Source organism: Psychromonas sp. KJ10-5, assembly GCF_055808325.1.
This window is the reverse complement of the sequence record NZ_CM147864.1, coordinates 2,964,545-2,984,720: the sequence shown is the minus strand read 5'-3', so window position 1 is coordinate 2,984,720 and position 20,176 is coordinate 2,964,545. Positions and strand designations below refer to the sequence as shown.

The window sequence follows — 20,176 nt, the reverse complement described above, 5'->3', positions numbered from 1 at the left end:
CTAGAGAAATCGCTAATGGCTAAGGTAAAAAACATGATAAATAATAAAACAGTTAGTATTTTAGGCAGTGGTTGGTTAGGTGAACCATTGGCAAATCATCTTGCTCAAGCTGGTTATGAGGTGGGTTTATCAACACGTACTCCTACAAAAGTTAGTACATTAAAAAAAACGAGAGTTACGCCTCATATCATTGATATTGAAGCGCTACAAGGCAATGTAAAAGACTTTCTACAAGCTCAAACACTAATTATTAATATCACCTGTAAAGCTTTACCTGCCTTTGAAAAACTTGCTGAAGAGATTGCAAAAAGCCCAATTCAGCAGGTGTTATTTATTAGCTCTACTTCTGTTTACCCCAATGATGCTGGTTTATGCAGCGAAAGCGATCAACTAACCTCTGAAACAAACCTACGAAAGATAGAAAAATGCTTCACTGATAACATTGGCTTTGAGTGTACAGTACTTCGTTTAGCAGGTCTGATTGGCCGAAAACGCCATCCAGGTCGATTCTTTGCTTCTGGGAAAAGTATTAAAGATGGCTTCGGAAAAGTAAACCTTATTCATCAAGCGGATTGTATTAAATTGATTGAAACGATACTAACGCAACAGGCTTGGGGAGAGATCTTTAACGGCTGTGCAGACAATCACCCAACAAAGAAAGACTATTATACTGAGATGGCCTTGTCGCTTGGGTTGCCTAAACCTGACTATATCATTGCTGAAAATAGTGCGACTAAAGTAATTAGTAATGAAAAAGTTAAACGCACATTAGGCTATCAATTCATTTATCCTAATATTTTAGATGTTTCTTGCTAATTTATTAATATTAAAAGATTTTTTGTCTATGTAATGATTCTCCTTATCATAAGTTAACCATAATTAAATTGTAGTTAATCGCGTTTTTAAATTAAATGTAAGCGTTATACCGGTTATTTAAACCTACCTTGATATTCGTCAATTTTAAAAGTCACTATTACCTTATCTTTCACCTAAATTAATTAGGTGAGAGAAACATTATGAGCAAACAAAAATTAGTCACCATTGGCAATGGTAGGTTGGCCACCGTTTTATCGAAGAGCTTATCGATAAGGGAGGGTTAGCTAACTTTGATATTGTTGCTTTCTGTGAAGAACCTCGAGTTGCATACGATCGAGTACATCTTTCTTCATATTTCTCTCATCATACTGCCGACGAGTTATCACTGGTTAAAACAGGATATTATGAAAAAAATAATATTGAAATGTTGGTTGGTGAACGTGCATTAACGATTAATAGAGATGAAAAAGTTATTCACTCTCAAACTGGTCGTGCAGTCTTTTACGACAAGCTAGTCATGGCCACCACCTATTAAAGGCAATGAAAGTAAAGATTGTTTTGTTTACCGTACCATTGAAGATTTAAACGCCATTGAAAAAGTAGCACGCAACAGCAAGAAAGGAGCGGTAGTTGGCGGTGGTTTATTAGGTTTGGAAGCTGCTGGCGCTCTAAAAGCATTAGGTGTAGAAACACATGTTATTGAGTTTGCTCCCGTCTTAATGGCCGAGCAATTAGATGCGCAAGGTGGACAAATTTTGCGTAGTAAAATCGAAAGTATTGGTGTAAATGTTCATACCGTTAAGAATACCCAAGGAATTGTTGCTAGTGGTACAAATGCACGTAATACCATGAAATTTGCTGATGGCACTGAGTTAGAAGTGGACTTTATTGTCTTTTCTACTGGTGTCAGACCACAGGATAAACTCGCCAAGCAAACTGACTTAGAAACAGAGCCTCGCGGTGGTATTAGTATTAATGACCAGTGCGTTACCTCTGATCCAAATATCTTTGCCATTGGTGAATGTGCTTCTTGGAATAGTCAGTTCTTTGGTTTAGTTGCACCAGGTTATAGCATGGCAAAAGTCGCAGTAGATACATTGCTCGGCACTGACAATGCATTTACCGGTGCTGATATGAGTGCCAAATTAAAATTGTTAGGTGTTGATGTGGGCAGTATTGGTGATGCTAATGGCCGCACTGAAAATTGTAATAGCTATGTTTGCATTGGCTCCGTTAGTGTTATTTGATAAGCGTGCAAACATTACTAAAAGCGCTATTTTACGTAACTGGTTATTAGTTGCTTTAGGTAATTTGATTGGTGCGGTCGCCGTTGCTTATTTAGTGGCATTAACTTTTACCATGAACTTTAGTGTTGAACCTGGCGCCGTTGGTCAGGCATTTATTAAAGCGTCTACTGCTCGCTCATTAGGTTTTGCAGAGCATGGCGTCGATGGTTGGATCACTGTGTTTGTGAAAGGCATTTTATGTAATTGGATGGTGTGTTTAGGTGTGGTTGGTTCAATGACACCTAAGTCTGTAGGTGGTAAAACCTTAGCGATGTGGTTCCCTATCTTTATCTTCTTTGCTTTAGTGTTTGAGCATGCAGTGGTGAATATGTACTTATTCCCATTAGGTATGATGCTAGGCGCTGAATTTACTATTATGGATTGGTTAACGTGGAATCAATTACCAGTTACATTAGGTAATATTGTTGGTGGTTTAATCTTTACTGGGATGGCATTGTACGTAACGCATGCTAAAACATTACCGGCAAAACAAGCTTAAGCGATAATATTGAGGGTAGTTAATAGAGAATTAATTACCCTCATTTATTATTTATCCAGCTAAATCCATATATAACCAAACCATATATGCGATGTAACCTAATAATAATAAACCGCCTTCTACACGCCCTAAAATACTTTGCTTACCTTTATGCCATGCAATAGAAAATATCAATAGTGCGATCGTCAAGCCTAACATAACAGGGTAATCTCGACTGATAACAACAGAGTCAAAACCACCAGGTCTAATTAAACCTGGTAATGCCATTACACCTAAAATATTAAACATATTAGAGCCAATGATATTGCCAACAGCTAGGTCAAATTCTTTCTTACGTGCCGCAGCAATAGTGGTTGCTAACTCAGGCAAGCTAGTACCAATTGCAACAATGGTTAAACCAATGATTAAATCGCTGACTTGGAAGTACTCTGCTACTTCGATTGAGCCCCAAACAAGGAGACGAGACGATGCAATTAATACAATAATACCAAAAACCAACCATTTTAAAGCTTCAGTCTTGCTGATTTCTTCTGGTAACTCATCTAAAATTTCTTGAGGTAGGCTGTCTTTACCATTACTTTTTGCTTCCCATATAGTAAAACCTAGCATTGCAATCATTAAGCCTAGCAATATCACACCGTCAATAAAACTTAGTTGTTGATCAAATAGCAGATAATAACTGAGTAGCATGATTGCTAGTAGGACAGGCATTTCACGTTTTAGTAGTTTAGAGTGGATATGTAGCGGATAGAAGAGGGCTGTAATCCCCAACATTAAACCGATATTAGTAATGTTAGAGCCAATTGCATTACCAATTGATAAACCAGTATTGCCTTCAAATGCGGCCATCGATGATACTAACATTTCTGGTGCTGACGTGCCTAAACCAACAATGACTATGCCCACAATTAAAGGCGATATCGAAAAACTACGGGCTGTATTAGAGGCGCCTAATACAAATTTATCGGCACTCCAAATAAGCAGTACGAAACCAACAAGAATTGCGACCGTTGGCGCTAATAAAGTGATCAAAACATTCTCCTGAGAAGTTAAGTTATCCTAATACCATTCAATTGTTTAAGGTGAACGGTGTATATCTGATCATAACAAGATTATCTACGCGGTGGCCTGATAAGGTAAAGCGTAAATCAGTGATTATAACGGGGGATTATTATCACATGACAGATTAACTAATGCAGTACAAAAAAAACGCCGAGCATTCTCATGCTCAGCGTTCTTCCATATTCATTAGGCAAGTGGGGTTTAGCCACGGCCTTCCGCAATTGCAGCAACAGCAGCTAATTCAGCAGCTTGCTTCTCATGCTTTTCTTGGCGATCTTGAATATCCATTAATTCATTAGTGATTAAGTTTTCTTCAATTTCACGTAATGCAATTACTGTTGGCTTATCATTCTCTGGTTCAACTAAAGGTGTTTTACCTTGTGTCGCAAGCTGGCGAGCTCGGCGAGAAGCCATTAAGATTAGATCAAAACGGTTGCCTACTACATTTACTGCATCTTCAACGGTTACTCGTGCCATTGGTTAACTCCAAAAGTTAATTACATAAAAAAGGGGCGGTTATTATATGTGCTAAATAACAATTGATCCAGCATCTTAGTATAGAGATTATACTTCTAATAACGCGTTGATTGTTTTAACGTGCTTTATTGCTTGTTTTTCTTGCTCACTGCGCAATGCCCGTACAATAGCAGAAAACTCTTGTATCGCGGTATCAAAATCGTCATTGACGATTAAATAATCATATTCATTATAGTGAGACATTTCAGATTGTGCTTCTTGCATACGTTTAGCGATGATTTCTTGGCTATCCTGTCCACGTTTATTAAGACGTAATTCTAGCTCTTCACGACTGGGTGGTAAGATGAAAATACCTTTTGCATTTGGCATTACTTCTCGCACTTGTCGAGCACCTTGCCAGTCAATATCTAACATGACATCGATACCTTGAGCTAATGACTCTTCAATAGCAACACGTGATGTACCGTAGTAATTACCAAATACTTCTGCCCATTCAAAGAACGCATTTTCTTCGATTAACTGTTTAAATTCTATTTCACTAACGAAATGATAATGTTCGCCATTGACCTCACCTGGACGAGGTGAGCGTGTAGTATGGGAAATCGACACCTGAGAAGGTTGGTTTGATGGATCGCTTAATAACGCCTGAATTAAACTAGACTTTCCTGCTCCGCTTGGCGCTGAGACGATATAAAGAGTGCCGACATGGGACATAATTAATTTCCTGAAGCTATTTTTAAATTGAATGCTGTGTTGGTTGTTTTTTGAACGACCCGATTAGTGGGGGCGAATTATGGCTTATTTTATGGTCAATGTCTTTTATATTGGTAAACTTTTTATGACTATTTATCTCGTGCTTTAGGAACTGGAAACCTTTAATCTTGCCAGTTATTTTTGATTTCCAGTATTTTATCTAGCTCCTGTACAAAAAGATCAACAAGGTCTGGATCAAAATGTATACCTTTTTGCGATTTTATAAAATCAACAGCCTCTTCCACAGGCCAGGCATGCTTGTAAGGACGCTTGCTGGTTAACGCATCAAATACATCTGCGAGTGCCACAATACGACCTACAATAGGAATTTCCTCTCCCTTGAGTTGTTTGGGGTAACCACTGCCATCCCATTTTTCATGGTGAGTCATGGCAACCACTTTGGCTAGATCAATTAAATCTGAATCTGATTCCCCAAGAATTTCTGCACCAATTTCAGGGTGCTTTTTCATCTCTTCAAACTCTTCATCGGTTAGTTTGCCTGGTTTTAACATAATCCTATCAGGGATGCCTATTTTACCGATATCATGCATCGGTGCTGCATGCAGTAGGTCATCAGCTTCTTTCATCGAATGTCCATAAGCGAGTGAAATCACTTTTGAGTAATGGCTCATTCGTAGAATATGCATGCCAGTTTCATTATCTTTATATTCTGACGCTTTGCCTAAACGTTGGATAACTTGTAAGCGTGTTCTCTTCAGTTCTTCGACGTCTACTAATGATAAATGCGTTTTCACTCTGGCTTTAACAACAGCGGGAGTGACTGGTTTGAATATGTAATCCACCGCACCTAAGTTTAACCCCTTGGCTTCATCGATCGCATCGTTTAAAGCGGTGACAAAAATAATAGGGATAGACTTATAAGCGGGTTGCTTTTTTAAGTGTTCACAAACATCATACCCAGTCATTTCTGGCATCATGACGTCAAGTAGAATTAAGTCTGGTGTTTCTTTTTCAATTAAACGTAGTGCTTCTGCCCCACTTTTTGCAAAAATCAGCTTATATAAGTCTTTAAGTATGTTGTTTAATACCTTTAAGTTGATAGGCTCATCATCTACGACTAATAATTTAGGTTTACTATTTGGCATTTAATTTTACTCTGTCAAACAAGTTAGTTAAGTGACTGTATTGATTTAATTAAATCTTCTATATGATTTAATGCGACTTCAAACTCGAAGTCATTACAGGCTGTTATAATAGCATTGATCTCATTTTCCCGATTTGATTGTAATTCTTCTAATGAATCAAGTAGTTGGTCATCAAACTCATTATTTTCCACACTGATTTTAAGCTTTAATAATAGGTCTATTAATGCAGCGTAAGAGGGGGTTTTGGGGCTTATTTCAATCGCTTTATGAGTTACTGAAGACATTCTATCAGCACATACAGTGATAGCCTCTAATTCTTCTATTATTTGATCTAAAAAGTGTAGGGCTTTTTCTTCTACTTGTTTATGACTTACTTCTTCCAAGCCTTTGAACGCTTCCATTAACCTATTCAATGCTAGGTTACCTGTTACACCTTTATATTTATGAGCAGCTTCTTCTAATGCAGTCCATTGATGTGATTTGACTAACTCAGGGAGGGTATCGATAGTCTCTTTAGATTGTTCTAAAAATCGCGTAACTTCATTAAATAAGGATGTTTTTGACTCCCATAGTTGAACTCCTTTATCTAGGTCTACGCGTAAATGTTTTTCGGATATTGGTGTGCTTTCAACAAGTTGAGTTTTTCCACCGGTTAATACTCGTGTGATCTCTTTCAACAATTGCGGCACATTAATTGGTTTATTGGTAAAGCCATCCATGCCTGAATCTAATGCTGATCTCTTATCTTGCGGTAATACTCCAGCAGTAAGGGCAATAATAGGTAATCGTGGTAGACCATTCTCTTGCTCGTATTGACGTCTCAGTTTAGCAGCCGTTAATCCATCCATTACGGGCATTTGCACATCCATTAGTACCAGATCAAATTGCTCACTCTTCATCTTCAATAGCGCTTGTTCACCATTGATAGCGACTGATACAACGTGTTTATTACGTTTTAATACTAGTTTTAATAGATCAATATTCTGCTCTATATCATCGACAATCAATACACTTAATTGCGGTAGGTCGATGTGTAGTTCTTGTTTTTTGCTCGCATTGGATTGCTTAGCTTTTTTAATGGGCACTGTAAATTCAAAAGTAGAACCTTTATTAAGCTCACTTTTTGCTGTGATCGTTCCACCCATTAATTCTACTAATTGCTTACTAATAGTCGTACCTAACCCTGTTCCACCAAAGCGGCGACTCATCGATGCGTCTGCTTGAGAGAAGGCTTCAAAGACTGCTTGTAACTGAGTGTCTGTCATACCCATACCGGTATCTATGACAGCGAAGTGTAAGGTATCTGGTTGTGGACTATTGATTTTGATAGTTACTCCACCTTGCTCGGTAAACTTGATCGCATTACCGATAATGTTGGTGAGCACTTGTCTTATACGGTCAGGTACGCCGTGGAAGTATTGTTGTACTTGCTCATCAATTTGTAATTCTAGGAGTAACCCTTTACGTTGCGCTTGTAACCAAAGTGTAGAAACAACTGAATCGACCTCTTCTACTAAATAGAAATCACGATATTCTAATTGGAACTTACCTTTATCTAGTTTAGCACTATCAAGTACATCATTTAAAATATGTAATAATGAACGGGCGGATTGGTTGATTGTTGAGATTTGTTTTCTTTGATGACTGCTTAATGCTTCATCGAGTAAAATATCACTAAAACCAATAATTGCATTCATTGGAGTGCGTATTTCATGACTCATATTAGCTAAAAATGCTGCTCTGGTAGCCGCAGCTTGCTCAGCTGTCTCTTTTGCTGTTATTAAAGCTGATTCCATTACTTTTCGATCGCTGATATCCATAATAAAGCCATCGAGATAATATCCATCACTGTGTTCTATTTTTAGCGCTCGGCCATGGGAAAGTACCCATTTCACTTTATTGTGCTTATCTATCATTCTAAATTCTAATAGATATCCATCTGGATTATGAAGGTCAGTGTTGATAACTCGTTCTTTATCTTCTGGGTGTATAAATTCACTGAGATGATATTTAGGAGCATCACCTAAAAAGTCTTCAGCAGGGTGCCCTAACATATTAACTACTTCATCACTGATAAATAAATTTGACCAAGGTGCTTGGTCGTAACAACGGTAAGCAATACCCGGAATATTAGAGATTAACGAGCGGATTTTGGTTTCTTTTTCTCGTAGCGTCATCTCTAACGCTTTACGTTGGCGTAAGTCAGAAATAAAGGCAACAAACATGCTCTGGTCATCTAATTCAATATGACCAATACCTAAATGGACAGGAATTTTTTCGCCATGCTTGGTGAGTACTGAAACCTCTCGTCCTTTTCCAATGATTTTAGCTTGTCGAGAGGTGAGGTAATTTGAAATATATTGGTCATGGTGTTGTTGATCTGAACCTGGTACTACCATCTTTACATTTTGACCAATTAATTCATCTTCAGACCAACATAATAAACTTGATACGGCTTTATTGATGCTAATGATGGTGCCTTTTGCATCGATGGTGATAATGCCATCTAATGCGGTATTCATGGTTGCTAGCAAGCGGCGTTCGTTATTAGTGGCGCTGGTGGAGATATCTTTATAACGAAACAGTAAGTTTGTACCTAATACAATTATTATGAGCACTACAGTGACAGTGGTAATACCGAATGCGAGTATTAGGGATATATCGCTACTTTGCCCTGATAGTTCGATGCCTGGAGGAAGAACAAATCGTGCTGCGGCCATCCCCGTATAATGCATTCCTGCAATAGCAAACCCCATAACAACACTAGAAATAGCCATTTTAGTATTTCTGTTATATTGCAACTTTTTACTTTTTTCTAAGCCAAAACTCACCCATAAAGCGATAATTGCGAGTAATACTGCGACCACAATAGATAGCACAAAAATACCTAAGTTATATCTCAGTAGTGGTGCCATTTCCATCGCTGCCATGCCGATATAATGCATTGCCCCAATGCCAGATCCAACTAATATACCACCAATAATTAATTGCTTTAGTCTTATCTGGTCATTGGTGATCAGGGTTAACGCAACCCAAGAGGCCGCTAATGATGGGATAAATGACAATAGAGTTATATTTAAATTGTATGAAATATCAGTGCATAACTCTAAGGCAATCATGCCGATGAAGTGCATTGACCAAACGCCACCTCCTAATGCGATACTACCGATTAATATGGAAATTCGTTTGCGTGCTGGCGTTGCATTATATGCTTGATGGGCGATTTGAAAACCCATGTAAGAAGACAATATCGCAATACACAATGAGATAATAATCAACCAGGGATTATAAGTTGAAAGCGCAAATAGGTTGTATTCACTATATTGAAAAATGTTTGTAATCTGTTCTGGCATATTATTAGCACCGATTTTAAATAAAAAATATGCTGTTACAGCATCAAAGTAAATTGATTCTTTTTAATTGAACAATCATGTTGTATGAGGAATAAATCACATTGCTTAAGAAGGGAAGTGAAAAAATACTAGTGCTTTTCGACCTTAGTTCCTTATTGCTAGCCTCATCCTATGAGATAAATTGTTCTGCTCAATTGTTATTATTGTTATTAAGCCTTACTAGGCATACTTGATAGTTATCGGCAGATTTATAAAAAAATGAAGTTTTTTTTCATTATTTATTTAAAATTATGCTGTTACTGCGCAATTGAACTTAGACTGTAGTGGCTAAATTATCTTACTTCAACAAAATTGTTCGATATTTATACTTTTTTTAGGAGGAAAGGGTAAATATAGCTGTTTTTAGTGATTCTCGGGATGGTGCACGGATAAATGAGATATTAAGCCTTAGGCTATGGTTAGTATCGTTTATCTATCAACAACACGTTTGTGTTGTTGATATCGGGTATGCCAAGTTAAGCTTTTTCACGTTGTTTCATTTTTTGAGCTTGTTTGATTGCTCTGTTTTCTTCTAGTTGAGATACCGCTTCTGAACCGATATGGTTTTGACCACGCTGTTTAGATAAACGAATTTGTTTCTCACGCTCAAGGAAACGTTGCTTTTGCTCTTCAGAAAGGGAGTCGTGACATTGGTGACAGCTCACGCCTTGCATGTATTTCTCTGATTTCTTATCTTCTTCAGTGATAGGCAAACGACAGCCATGACATTGGTCGTACTGACCTTTTTCTAGCTGGTGGTTAACTGATACGCGATTGTCAAAGACAAAGCATTCACCTTTCCACATTGTTTCTTCTTCTGGCACTTCTTCCAGGTATTTCAGTACACCACCTTCTAAGTGATAGACTTCATCAAAACCTTGCTCTTTTAAGTAAGCTGTTGATTTTTCACAACGGATACCACCAGTACAAAACATAGCGACTTTTTTATGTTTTTCTGGATCTAGGTTTTCCTTAACATACTCTGGAAATTCACGGAAGTTAGTGGTTTTTGGATCCACTGCATTCTCGAAGGTACCGATGCTAATTTCGTAATCGTTTCGTGTATCAACCAATAATACTTCAGGATCGCTGATTAATGCGTTCCAATCTTTCGGCTTTACATAGGTGCCCACAGTGCGGTTTGGGTCTATCCCTTCTACACCCATGGTTACGATCTCTTTTTTCAGTTTCACCTTGGTACGGTAAAATGGGTTTTCATCGTCAAATGAAAACTTAACAGTCAATGAAGCTAAACGCGGATCCGCTTTTAACCAATTTAGGACGTTATCAATACCTTCTTGTTCTCCTGCAATAGTACCGTTGATACCTTCGCTAGCTAACAATAAAGTGCCTTTAACTTGGTTTGCATTCAATATATTGAGTAATGGGGTTTGAATCTCTTCGTAATTTGCTAGTTCAACAAACCTATATAAAGCACAAACAACTGTATTTGACATGTATTTTCCCTCGTTCTACGGACCGAAACGTAAATTAGCCACGCATTATACGAATAGAAATGGCATAAGCAATTTTTATATTGCCTCTATTTTAATCTAATTAACTAAAGAAAATATTAATAATTGAAACTTAACAAGTTTCTCAAAACTCGCTAACCAAGCTTTTATCTTATCCATAAAAGTTAAAAATAGATTGATAATATTCCTCCAAGATCAAATAAAAATGAATTAATGTTCTTTTGTGGGTAGAAAATCTGGTTAGTTAGTGTTTAATGTCTATACTGAAACTAATCAATTTATATTAAAAACAAAAGTTTAGAGCGAGGTATATGTATGCCGATACGTTTACATTTAATTAGAGCAAGTCATTTGAGCGTTATTGTTCAGTATGTACGTACATTATCTTTGCCTGTGGAAGCCTTACTAGAGCAAGCGGACTTAGATCATATAGAATTGGATAATTCAAATCAGTTGATTTTAGAAACTAAAGTTTGGCGCTTTTTAGAGCTTGCTGCGGAAATGAAGGGAATGTCACATCTAGGTGGTTTGTTAGCAGAAGACAGTCATTTATCGGAGTATGGTGAGTTTACTAAGCAATTATTAGAGGCTGATAACTTGTACCAAGCTTTGCATTTTTTAATTCATAAAATTGGTTTGCATAATAATAATAGCCTGTTTTGGCTTAAAGAAAGTGAGCAATGCGTTTGGATTTGTCGACCACAATATCCTTATGTTAAAGATAAACTGTGGCAAGCCGAGCAGCATGTGTTGAGTTTGCTGTGTAAAGTCATCGAAAATTATGCAGGTGATGGTTGGCAACCTAAAAAGATAAAATTACAAGATACTGTAGGGTTGGGCCTTGATCAGTCTCGCTTCTTTAATGATGCTGAAGTAGAGCTAGGACAGCGTTATTCTGCAATTGCTATTGAGCATGACCTATTAGAAGATCGTCATCTATCTAAAACGTTTTCTAATTCATCTAAGTTGGATTGTATTCCAGATTGTTTTTTACAAAGCTTTAAGCTGTTGTTAAAGCAGAATTATTTTGGTCAAGGTTGGCTAGCTGAAAATATTGCGAGTTCATTAGGAACCAGTGTTCGTACATTAAAAAGGAAGCTTCATGAACAAGGCACATCTCTTCGTAAAGTTTTCGATGAAGTGAGATTTCAACAAGCGTGTGACCTTATTAATCAAGATATTTATGATTATCAAGAATTGGCAGAAAAATTATCTTATACCCATGTGAATAATTTTGTACGCGCTTTTAAACGTTGGAGTGGCATTACACCTAGAGAGTATATGCGTTTACGCGATCAACAGTTATTGAATAAGAATGGATTTTGGTGAGTTTATTATCAACTTAAGCAATTGATTCAGAAACCGTTAATACATGAGCATCAAAAAATAAGTATCAACCATAGTTAATGGTGGTCTTATGTATTTAAGCATACGTATTAAGTTACATCATGACGATTAGGGGAAGATAAATGAGATTTTTATTGTTGATGGTTGCCGTTTTATTACAAACCAGTTGCACAGGTATACCCGAAGGCATGAAAGCCGTTAAAAATTTTGATAGTGAACGATACTTAGGTACATGGTATGAAATCGCACGTTTAAATCACTCTTTTGAAGAGGGATTAGAACAAGTTACAGCCACCTATTCAATGCGTGATGATGGTGGTATAAAAGTGGTTAATAGAGGTTATTCAACTGATAATCAACAATGGAAAGAGGCGGTTGGTAAAGCCTATTTTGTAAACGATGAGAATATTGGACATTTGAAGGTCTCTTTTTTTGGACCATTTTATGGCTCATATATTGTATTTAAAATGGATCAGGTTGATTATCAATATGCTTTTATAAGTAGTTATAACCATGAATATTTGTGGCTTTTATCGCGTACACCAGAGGTAAGTGAAGCGGTAAAACAAGACTTTATTAAGACAGCTAAAGAATACGGCTTCGAAACTGAGCAGCTTATTTTCGTTAATCAACTGCCAGCTTCATAATGCTTTTAACTGACTTTTTGGAGATCATCTAGTACATCATTAAGCGATGTCTTGATATTATGTCCCAATGCAATGATGTCGGCATCAGGTACTACTAAATCTGGTACCTGATAGACTTTCATCTCTGCGGCTAAAGCAGAAATAACCCCGTTACTTGAGTCTTCAAAAGCTAAGCAAGCTTGTGGCGCTACTTTTAATCGCTGCGCAGCTAACAGAAATATCTCAGGATGTGGTTTACCATTGGTGACTTCGCACCCACTACTAATATGTTCAAAATAATGCTCAATACCGGCTAATCGAAGTTTTGTTGCGGCGAGTTTCTGATGTGTAGAGGTTGCCACTGCTACTGGAATAGACTGAGATTTAAACCATTCTAATAAAGCAATAACTCCCTCTTTTACTGGAATCGCTTGTGTTTCAACAATTGGCCAATAACCATCCATCCAGGCTTTGCGCAATGGAGCATATTCGGTATATTGTGCGTAATGATTCATTATCGCTTCTTCAATGCCTTTTGCATTGCGACCTATAATTTTGAGGTAAGCACTTTTAACAAAAGGTAAAGATAGTTGCTGACAGGCTTGTTCAAAGGCTTGCATACAGACACGTTCAGTATCCAGTAGCAAACCATCCATATCAAAAATAGCAGCTTGGTAAGTCATAACACACTCAATCCATCAATAATTGTTGGCTAGTGTACCTGCTTTTTACAATCTATAAAGTAGTGAAAAATCCTATACCCATTTTTTAAAAGGTTTAAAGGAGATAAATCCAACAAACACACCGCTAATGACACAAAGGCTGGCAACGAGTGTGACTGCACTAATTTGTTCTTGATAAAACAGTGCGCCTCCTAGTAAACCAAAGATAGGCACCAATAGGGTTAAAGGCGCCACCATAGTTAATGGGTAAGAGATCAATAAACGATTCCAAATCCAGTATCCTAACAAGGTGACTGGATAGGCTTGAAATAAAACCGAAAAAATAACACGTCCATTAAGCTGAGTTGATAAGGTGTTGAAAGCTAAACTACCTGACTGCCAGTAAACCATTAAAAATAATGGAATAGGTGCGCATGCCATGGCCCATAAACTGAAAGCAAATACCTGTTTGGGTGCCGCTTTCTTTACGGTGATACTCGCCAAACTCCAAGCAAGTGCGGCACATAAGATCAATATTAATCCTGATTGAGTAACCGAACCATTGGTAACCGTTAAGCAGAGTAATAAACCTATTATGGCCAGAGCACTTCCTATTATTTTATTGATAGAGAGTGTCTCTTTTAATAGGAAATAGCCTAAGAATAAACCAAATACGACGTTCATTTGTAATAAAACCGATGCCATACCCGCACTTAACCCTGCTTGAATTGACCAGGTTGCCATTCCCCAAATACCAATAGCAAATAACCATCCATAAACGATTAAATATAACCATGACACATTTGGTTTTTTAACAAAGAAGATAGCGGGTAAAGTCGCTAAGCTGAAGCGTAATGCAGTTAGTAATAAGGGATCAATCTCGTTAACACCTAGTTTAATAACAGAGAAGTTTAGCCCCCAGACTACCATCACTAATACACCTAATATTAAATCGTTTCTTTTCATTATTTGCTCTCTATTGATTTACTTGCTCTTGTGTCTATTATCAAACAAACTAAAAAAGAGAACAGATACAATAATTGTAAATTAAAGCGGTACAATTTATTAAGGAAGCGAATATGAGGTATAAGGAATTAGCAGCACAATGTATACAACAAATTGAATCTGGGCAATTGGCAGTTAATACTAAGATGCCTTCTTTACGTAACTTTAAATTGTTACATAATGTCAGTATGACAACCGCATTAAATTGTTATCAGCATTTAGAGTCACTAGGCTGGTTATTAGCAAAACCACAATCAGGTTATTATGTTGCTAAACAATCAGTGATAGACAAGAAACCAAAGGCTCCGACGATAATCTCCTTTCAAAGTGCAACAACTCAACCATCATTACCAAAGCTAAATAATCCATTTGTAGATCCATGTCCATTAGGGATTGCTCGTTATGACCCTAGCTTAATGCCTGTGATTAAATTACAGCAAAGCTTCAAAAGAGCGATGAAGCTACAGGGGGATTTGTTAAGTCATTACCCTCACCCCCAAGGAGAGATAAGTTTTAGAGAAAACCTAAGCATGCATTTCAAGAGTGTCGACTTTCATTTTTCAGCAAAAGATTGTGTTGTGACCCATGGTTGCTTAGATGCGATACGCACTGCTATTGAAATCACCACGGGTATTGGTGATGCCATTGCCATTAGTTCTCCCTGTTTTTCTGGTTTATTGGAACTATTAGGTGTAATGGGGCGACGAGTTGTTGAAATTCCATCTGTTAAAGAAGGGATAGATCTTGAGCAACTGCAAAAACAGATGCAATTAGGTACTATAAAAGCTGGTTTATTTTGTACTTCTCATATGAACCCGCAAGGCACATCTATGAATGCTCTGCAAAAACAAAAATTAGTTGAATTAGCGACGCGTTATAAAGTGCCGATTATCGAGGATGATGTCTATCTTGAGTTGGGTTTTCAACAAGTCATCCCTTTACCTGCAAAACATTGGGATAGGGAAGGCTATGTACTGTGGTGTGGTTCGATATCTAAAACCATCGCCGCAGGTTATCGACTAGGCTGGTGTTTACCTGGACGGTATTTAGATGCTTATTTACGACAACGTTTATTTGCGAATCAGGGGGTTACATCACCTTTACAACTTGCTATTTCTGATTTCATAGGCCGTGGTGATTATATCAACCACCTCAAAAAGGTGCGTTTACATTTACAGCAACAAACTTTGTTGTATATGACTTATCTACAGGGAAATTTACCCGAAGGTAGTAAAATAAGTCACCCTGCAGGCGGTTTTGTATTATGGATTGAGGTTGCTAAGCTTAATACTAACCAATTAAAACCATTAGCGAGACAAAATAAAATCGATATTCGCATTGGTGATGAGTTTAGTACGCTAGGGTTGTATTCACATTGCTTTCGGTTAAATATCGGTTTTAATATGACAGCTACGCAGGTAGCTTTGCAATTATCCTGTTTAATGAAATTGATTAAAATCTGCTTAAAGGAATGAATATGTTAGATAACCCACAGGCATTAAGTGATGCAATTAATCAAATTATGCCATTTGGTAAGTACGCGGGAAGTAAATTAATTCATTTACCTGAGCCTTACTTAGTCTGGTTTAATAGCAAAGGTTTCCCTGAAGGTAAGTTAGGTGAGCAACTTGCACTAATTTATGAAATAAAATTGAATGGTTTAGAAAAAATGCTTGTCCCATTAATTAAGTAGTATGGGGTAATGTGTATCAAAGGAGTGAGTATGTTGCAAATTATCAAGTGGTTACCTATACCGGTTTTATTGGCTAATCATGCTGTGATTGCTGAGCCGCTAAGTAAGGAAGCTGGTTGGGATATTACATTGAGTGTGAATGTAGGATACAGCGGTGGTACATCACAATTTGATACTGACGATGATAACCAAGTCACTGACAATTTAAGTAATAGTGGTCAATTCTCAGGATCGAGTCTGACTTATCCATTAGGTCGAATACAGTACACTTTAAATAGCCGTCATACCCAGTTTTTTTTAGGCAATAGTCGTGATCAAGTCTCCACAGCAAAATTTCAATATGAGCTCGGGGTACTACATCAGTTTTCTGATGATACTAAGTTCACTTTTGCATTCTTTCCTAAATTGTCCTTTTTAAATGAAACATGGTCCGATCCATTTGTTGAAAATAGTGACCGCGATACCACGGATATTAGTGTTGGTGGGGCAAGGGTTGCAGTGGAACGAATCTTTGGTTCTCCATTTACACTTAAATATGCGGTGGCCAGCAGTAGCATTGATGATGAACAGAGTGGACAAAGTCAGTTAATGGATGCACAGGAAATAGCGGCATTACAACGCGATAGTTTATATCAAAAATTCGAAGTAGAAACTTTGTTTCCTATTGATCGTGGATTATTGCTGAAACCAACTTTGCAATACACTCATCGTAATGCAGAAGGTGATGCAAATAGCTTTGATCAATATGTTGCTCAAGTGGCGCTGATGTTATTTAGTGATAGACACACATTAATTACTACCTTAAGCGCAGGTAAGCGTTTCCATCAACAAGAAAATCCTATTTTTGATACAACACAACAGGTTAATACTTTCAGTATTTTTTCTTTATATAGCTATCAACGTCCCTTTAATTGGAAGGGCTGGGATTGGACTATGATGCTCGGATATAGCAGAGAAGATGCCAATATTGAGTTTTATGATAGTAATCGCTTTATTGTCTCAACAGGAATGGCTTACCAATTTTAGATAGATGAAATGTGCTTATATTTCATCCAGTTTTCTTTAAAAGCCACTTCTCCTAAGTGTGACTTAGATCTCATTAATTGGCTTGAAATCAATCAAATTGTTTTAATAATAAGCGAAAAAACCATAAATCAGACTATTTAATGACTATTTTGTTAGGGTATTGTTAAGAACTCTAATTAAGGAATGATTGTTGTTCTCGTTAATACTAATTTATCACAGGGTAGTGTTTAGGAGGGTTATTTCTTATGTTGGATCAAAATGTTGCAGTGATCGCAACTTTTCTTTTTTATTTAGCGATGATGATGGGTATTGGATACTGGGCTTATCGCAAAACCGTCAATTCATCTGATTACTTTTTAGGAGGACGTCAATTAGGTCCATGGCCAACAGCTATTTCTGCCGGTGCTTCGGATATGAGTGGTTGGTTATTATTAGGTTTACCAGGTTATGCACTGGTCGCAGGCTACGGTTCATTTTGGCTTGCTGGTGGTTTGCTTATTGGTAGCTGGTTAAATTGGCTTATATGTTCAAAGCGTTTACGTACTTACACTATAGTGACTAATGATTCATTAACATTACCTGACTATTTTGCACGTCGTTTTGAAGATAAAAGCAAGTTACTACAAACTATTTCTGCTTTCTTCATTTTACTATTCTTCCTTTTTTATACCAGTGCTGGTTTAGTGGCTGGCGGTAAATTATTCCAAACAGTATTTGACCTTGATTATAAGATTGCCGTGATCATCGGTACTGTCTGTGTAGTTTCATACACTTTATTTGGTGGATTCTTAGCGGTATCTTGGACGGACTTAGTACAAGGTTTGTTGATGTCTGCTGCACTGATTGCTGTGCCATTAATTGCTATGGATGGTTCATTAGGCGATTTAACATCTTCTTTAGCATTAAAAAATCCAGAGCTGTTATCTGCTTTCAGTAATACTGATGGTACACCGATGACTGCCATTGGGATTATCTCTTTAGCGGCATGGGGATTAGGTTACTTTGGCCAACCGCATATTTTAGCGCGTTTCCAAGCTGCAAGTAGCAATAAAGACCTAACGACAGCTCGTCGTATTTCAGTGGTTTGGACCGCTTTATCTATTGCAGGCGCTATTTTAGTTGGTTTAGTCGGCATTGGCTTTGTCGATAACAACTTAGGCGGAGTGTTAGAAGACAGTGAAACTATCTTTATGTTATTGGTTAATAGTGTATTCCACCCAGTGGTTGCAGGTATTTTATTAGCGGCTATTTTAGCGGCGATTATGAGTACTGCTGATTCACAGTTGTTAGTTTCTTCTTCAGCATTAGCAGAAGATTTTTATAAGCAACATATCAATCCAGAAGCTAGTTCAGAAAAAGTGGTGCTTGCGGGTCGCTTAGGTGTTGTTGCTTTGTCATTAATCGCTTTATTCTTAGCCTTCAGCCCGGATAGCTCAGTATTAGGCTTAGTATCATACGCATGGGCTGGGTTTGGCGCTGCATTTGGTCCAGTTATTGTTTTGAGTCTATTTTGGTCTCGTATGAACCGAGCTGGCGCACTAGCAGGTATCCTAGTGGGTGGTGTGACAATAGTGGTATGGAAACAGTTAACTGGCGGGTGGTTTGACGTATATGAAATTGTCCCTGGTATCGTATTTGCAACCGTAGCGATTGTTGTTACTAGCTTATTAAGCAATGAACCAAGTGAAACTATGTTAGCCAAACATCAAGAGATGAAAGATAAACTCTCTGTTTTATAACTGAACTTTTATCTCTCATTTAAGCCTCATTTAAGTAATTAAATGAGGTTTTTTTGTTTCTGGCGTTTGACTATTTGTATTTTTAGTCTTTACTTATCATAAGCTTGTAGCTCTTAATGGGTATTATTTTAGGTGGTCAATATTGGAAATATAGCGATTTTATTAAAATATTAATAAATAAAAGCAATAAAAATAGCACCACTAAGGTCTAGTTGTTTACATTTATTTATATAAGGGCAGGGCGAATATGAAAAAGCTATTTTCAATGTTACAAATGACGTTATTAATGGGATTTGCATTATTACAAAGTGCAAATGCAGCTGACGCAATTTACACCAGCTATTTCAGTAATAAAGCGGCTGGTGGTTACGATGTGGTTGCTTACTTCACTGAAAACAAACCAGTCGAAGGCGACAGTAAATATACCTTAGAATACCAAGGTGCTGATTGGTACTTCTCAAGCGCAGATAACTTAGCGTTATTTAAAGGTGATCCTGAGAAATATGCTCCTCAATACGGCGGCTACTGTGCATGGGCAATGGCAAGTGATAATACAGCACCTGGAAAGCCTGCTTTCTGGAGTGTTTATAAAGGCAAACTTTACTTGAACTATGATGAATCTGTTCAAGCAACATGGGTTAATGATAAAGATAAGTTTATTGAACAAGCTGATCTTAATTGGAATAAATTAAACAAGGAATAACATGAAAATATTACCTATTTTTAGTTGGGCAGTTGTAGTGTGGATCGCTAAGGTATTTTTACTATCGCTACCTTACAAGTTTACGTTACACCCAGATACACAGCATATTTTCGGTACGATCGGCGCGTGGATGCAAGGTTTTTTAGGCGACACTATTGGTTCCCTATTTGCTAACTACGGTTCATATGCTGTTGGTAGCGTAGAGTTAATTACATCGCTGGTGTTATTATCACCTATTGTATTTTGGATACTTAAAAAAGTCGGTGTATTATCGTGTGCGCCAAGTCATTCGTTGATACACGCCATTGGTGGGTTAATGGCTTCTGGTGTGATGGCTGGGGCTACATTCTTCCATTTATTCACGCCATTAGGTATCGAAGTGATACATGAAGGTAAAAGTGATGGCGGAAGTCTGTTCTATGCTGCGGTGTCTATTCTCATTTTAGGTTTAATCTTATTTGTTGCTAATTATCGTGACTATAAAAGTAAAGTAAGCCAGTAAGGAACGT

General features: G+C 37.4%; 18 protein-coding genes and 1 pseudogene. 11 read left to right on the top strand and 8 right to left on the bottom strand.

Translation table 11 applies throughout. The features are described from left to right. Positions 1–33 precede the first annotated feature (33 nt). The 3 genes and pseudogenes from AC0L3W_RS13020 (at position 34) to AC0L3W_RS13010 (ending at position 2,601) form a co-directional block, all read left to right on the top strand. Positions 34–816 carry an NAD(P)-binding domain-containing protein gene (locus AC0L3W_RS13020; RefSeq protein ID WP_409440328.1) on the top strand — a complete coding sequence of 261 codons (783 nt, stop codon included), beginning with the start codon at positions 34–36 and terminating at the stop codon, positions 814–816. 200 nt (positions 817–1,016) lie between these two features. Further along, a pseudogene (locus AC0L3W_RS13015) lies at positions 1,017–2,036 on the top strand (FAD-dependent oxidoreductase); the annotation flags it as partial. After that, positions 1,981–2,601 carry a formate/nitrite transporter family protein gene (locus AC0L3W_RS13010; protein WP_473573446.1) on the top strand — a complete coding sequence of 207 codons (621 nt, stop codon included), beginning with the start codon at positions 1,981–1,983 and terminating at the stop codon, positions 2,599–2,601. The pseudogene AC0L3W_RS13015 and the gene AC0L3W_RS13010, both read left to right, overlap by 56 nt. Before the next feature lie 51 nt (positions 2,602–2,652). On the opposite strand, the gene AC0L3W_RS13005 is transcribed toward AC0L3W_RS13010, so the two are convergent. The 6 genes from AC0L3W_RS13005 to trhO form a co-directional block, all read right to left on the bottom strand. Further along, on the bottom strand, positions 2,653–3,633 hold the full coding sequence (locus AC0L3W_RS13005) for a calcium/sodium antiporter (protein WP_409440329.1): 981 nt from the start codon (positions 3,631–3,633) through the stop codon (positions 2,653–2,655). Positions 3,634–3,864: 231 nt separating this feature from the next. Beyond that, complete coding sequence (rpoZ, locus tag AC0L3W_RS13000; protein WP_113819230.1) at positions 3,865–4,140, bottom strand: DNA-directed RNA polymerase subunit omega; 276 nt, start codon at positions 4,138–4,140, stop codon at positions 3,865–3,867. A gap of 87 nt (positions 4,141–4,227) precedes the next feature. After that, positions 4,228–4,854: a guanylate kinase gene (gmk, locus tag AC0L3W_RS12995; RefSeq protein ID WP_290040916.1), complete on the bottom strand. Its 627-nt coding sequence runs from the start codon at positions 4,852–4,854 to the stop codon at positions 4,228–4,230. Between the two features lie 161 nt (positions 4,855–5,015). Further along, positions 5,016–5,999, bottom strand: coding sequence for a response regulator (locus tag AC0L3W_RS12990; protein ID WP_290040915.1), 984 nt, complete (start codon positions 5,997–5,999; stop codon positions 5,016–5,018). Between the two features lie 23 nt (positions 6,000–6,022). After that, positions 6,023–9,352 (bottom strand): MHYT domain-containing protein, encoded by a 3,330-nt coding sequence (locus tag AC0L3W_RS12985; RefSeq protein WP_409440330.1) that lies wholly within the window; start codon positions 9,350–9,352, stop codon positions 6,023–6,025. 515 nt (positions 9,353–9,867) lie between these two features. Continuing rightward, positions 9,868–10,848, bottom strand: coding sequence for an oxygen-dependent tRNA uridine(34) hydroxylase TrhO (trhO, locus tag AC0L3W_RS12980; RefSeq protein WP_290040912.1), 981 nt, complete (start codon positions 10,846–10,848; stop codon positions 9,868–9,870). 333 nt (positions 10,849–11,181) lie between these two features. Between trhO and AC0L3W_RS12975 the strand changes: the two genes are divergently transcribed. Both AC0L3W_RS12975 and AC0L3W_RS12970 read left to right on the top strand, forming a co-directional pair. Next, entirely contained in the window at positions 11,182–12,195 is a 1,014-nt protein-coding gene (locus AC0L3W_RS12975; protein ID WP_290040910.1) for an AraC family transcriptional regulator, read from the top strand. A 140-nt stretch (positions 12,196–12,335) separates the two neighbouring features. Then, positions 12,336–12,860 (top strand): lipocalin family protein, encoded by a 525-nt coding sequence (locus AC0L3W_RS12970; protein WP_290040908.1) that lies wholly within the window; start codon positions 12,336–12,338, stop codon positions 12,858–12,860. 5 nt (positions 12,861–12,865) lie between these two features. On the opposite strand, the gene AC0L3W_RS12965 is transcribed toward AC0L3W_RS12970, so the two are convergent. Continuing rightward, the gene (locus AC0L3W_RS12965; RefSeq protein WP_290040906.1) at positions 12,866–13,522 is read right to left on the bottom strand and encodes an HAD family hydrolase; all 657 of its coding nucleotides are present in this window, start codon (positions 13,520–13,522) and stop codon (positions 12,866–12,868) included. 72 nt (positions 13,523–13,594) lie between these two features. Continuing rightward, positions 13,595–14,467, bottom strand: coding sequence for an EamA family transporter (locus AC0L3W_RS12960; RefSeq protein WP_409440331.1), 873 nt, complete (start codon positions 14,465–14,467; stop codon positions 13,595–13,597). Positions 14,468–14,580: 113 nt separating this feature from the next. On the opposite strand from AC0L3W_RS12960, the gene AC0L3W_RS12955 reads away from it, so the two are divergent. From AC0L3W_RS12955 to AC0L3W_RS12930, 6 genes are all read left to right on the top strand, one after another. Then, positions 14,581–15,981 carry an aminotransferase-like domain-containing protein gene (locus AC0L3W_RS12955; protein WP_409440332.1) on the top strand — a complete coding sequence of 467 codons (1,401 nt, stop codon included), beginning with the start codon at positions 14,581–14,583 and terminating at the stop codon, positions 15,979–15,981. A gap of 2 nt (positions 15,982–15,983) precedes the next feature. After that, entirely contained in the window at positions 15,984–16,199 is a 216-nt protein-coding gene (locus tag AC0L3W_RS12950) for a DUF3820 family protein (protein ID WP_290040899.1), read from the top strand. A 30-nt stretch (positions 16,200–16,229) separates the two neighbouring features. After that, complete coding sequence (locus AC0L3W_RS12945) at positions 16,230–17,225, top strand: DUF2860 family protein (RefSeq protein ID WP_409440333.1); 996 nt, start codon at positions 16,230–16,232, stop codon at positions 17,223–17,225. A gap of 245 nt (positions 17,226–17,470) precedes the next feature. Continuing rightward, a complete protein-coding gene (putP, locus tag AC0L3W_RS12940; RefSeq protein ID WP_290040895.1) occupies positions 17,471–18,964 on the top strand; it encodes a sodium/proline symporter PutP in 1,494 nt (497 codons plus the stop codon). A 247-nt stretch (positions 18,965–19,211) separates the two neighbouring features. Then, on the top strand, positions 19,212–19,667 hold the full coding sequence (locus AC0L3W_RS12935; RefSeq protein WP_290040894.1) for a YHS domain-containing (seleno)protein: 456 nt from the start codon (positions 19,212–19,214) through the stop codon (positions 19,665–19,667). 1 nt (position 19,668) lies between these two features. Continuing rightward, positions 19,669–20,169, top strand: a complete 501-nt coding sequence (locus tag AC0L3W_RS12930; protein ID WP_409440334.1) for a hypothetical protein — start codon at positions 19,669–19,671, stop codon at positions 20,167–20,169. Positions 20,170–20,176: the final 7 nt, after the last annotated feature.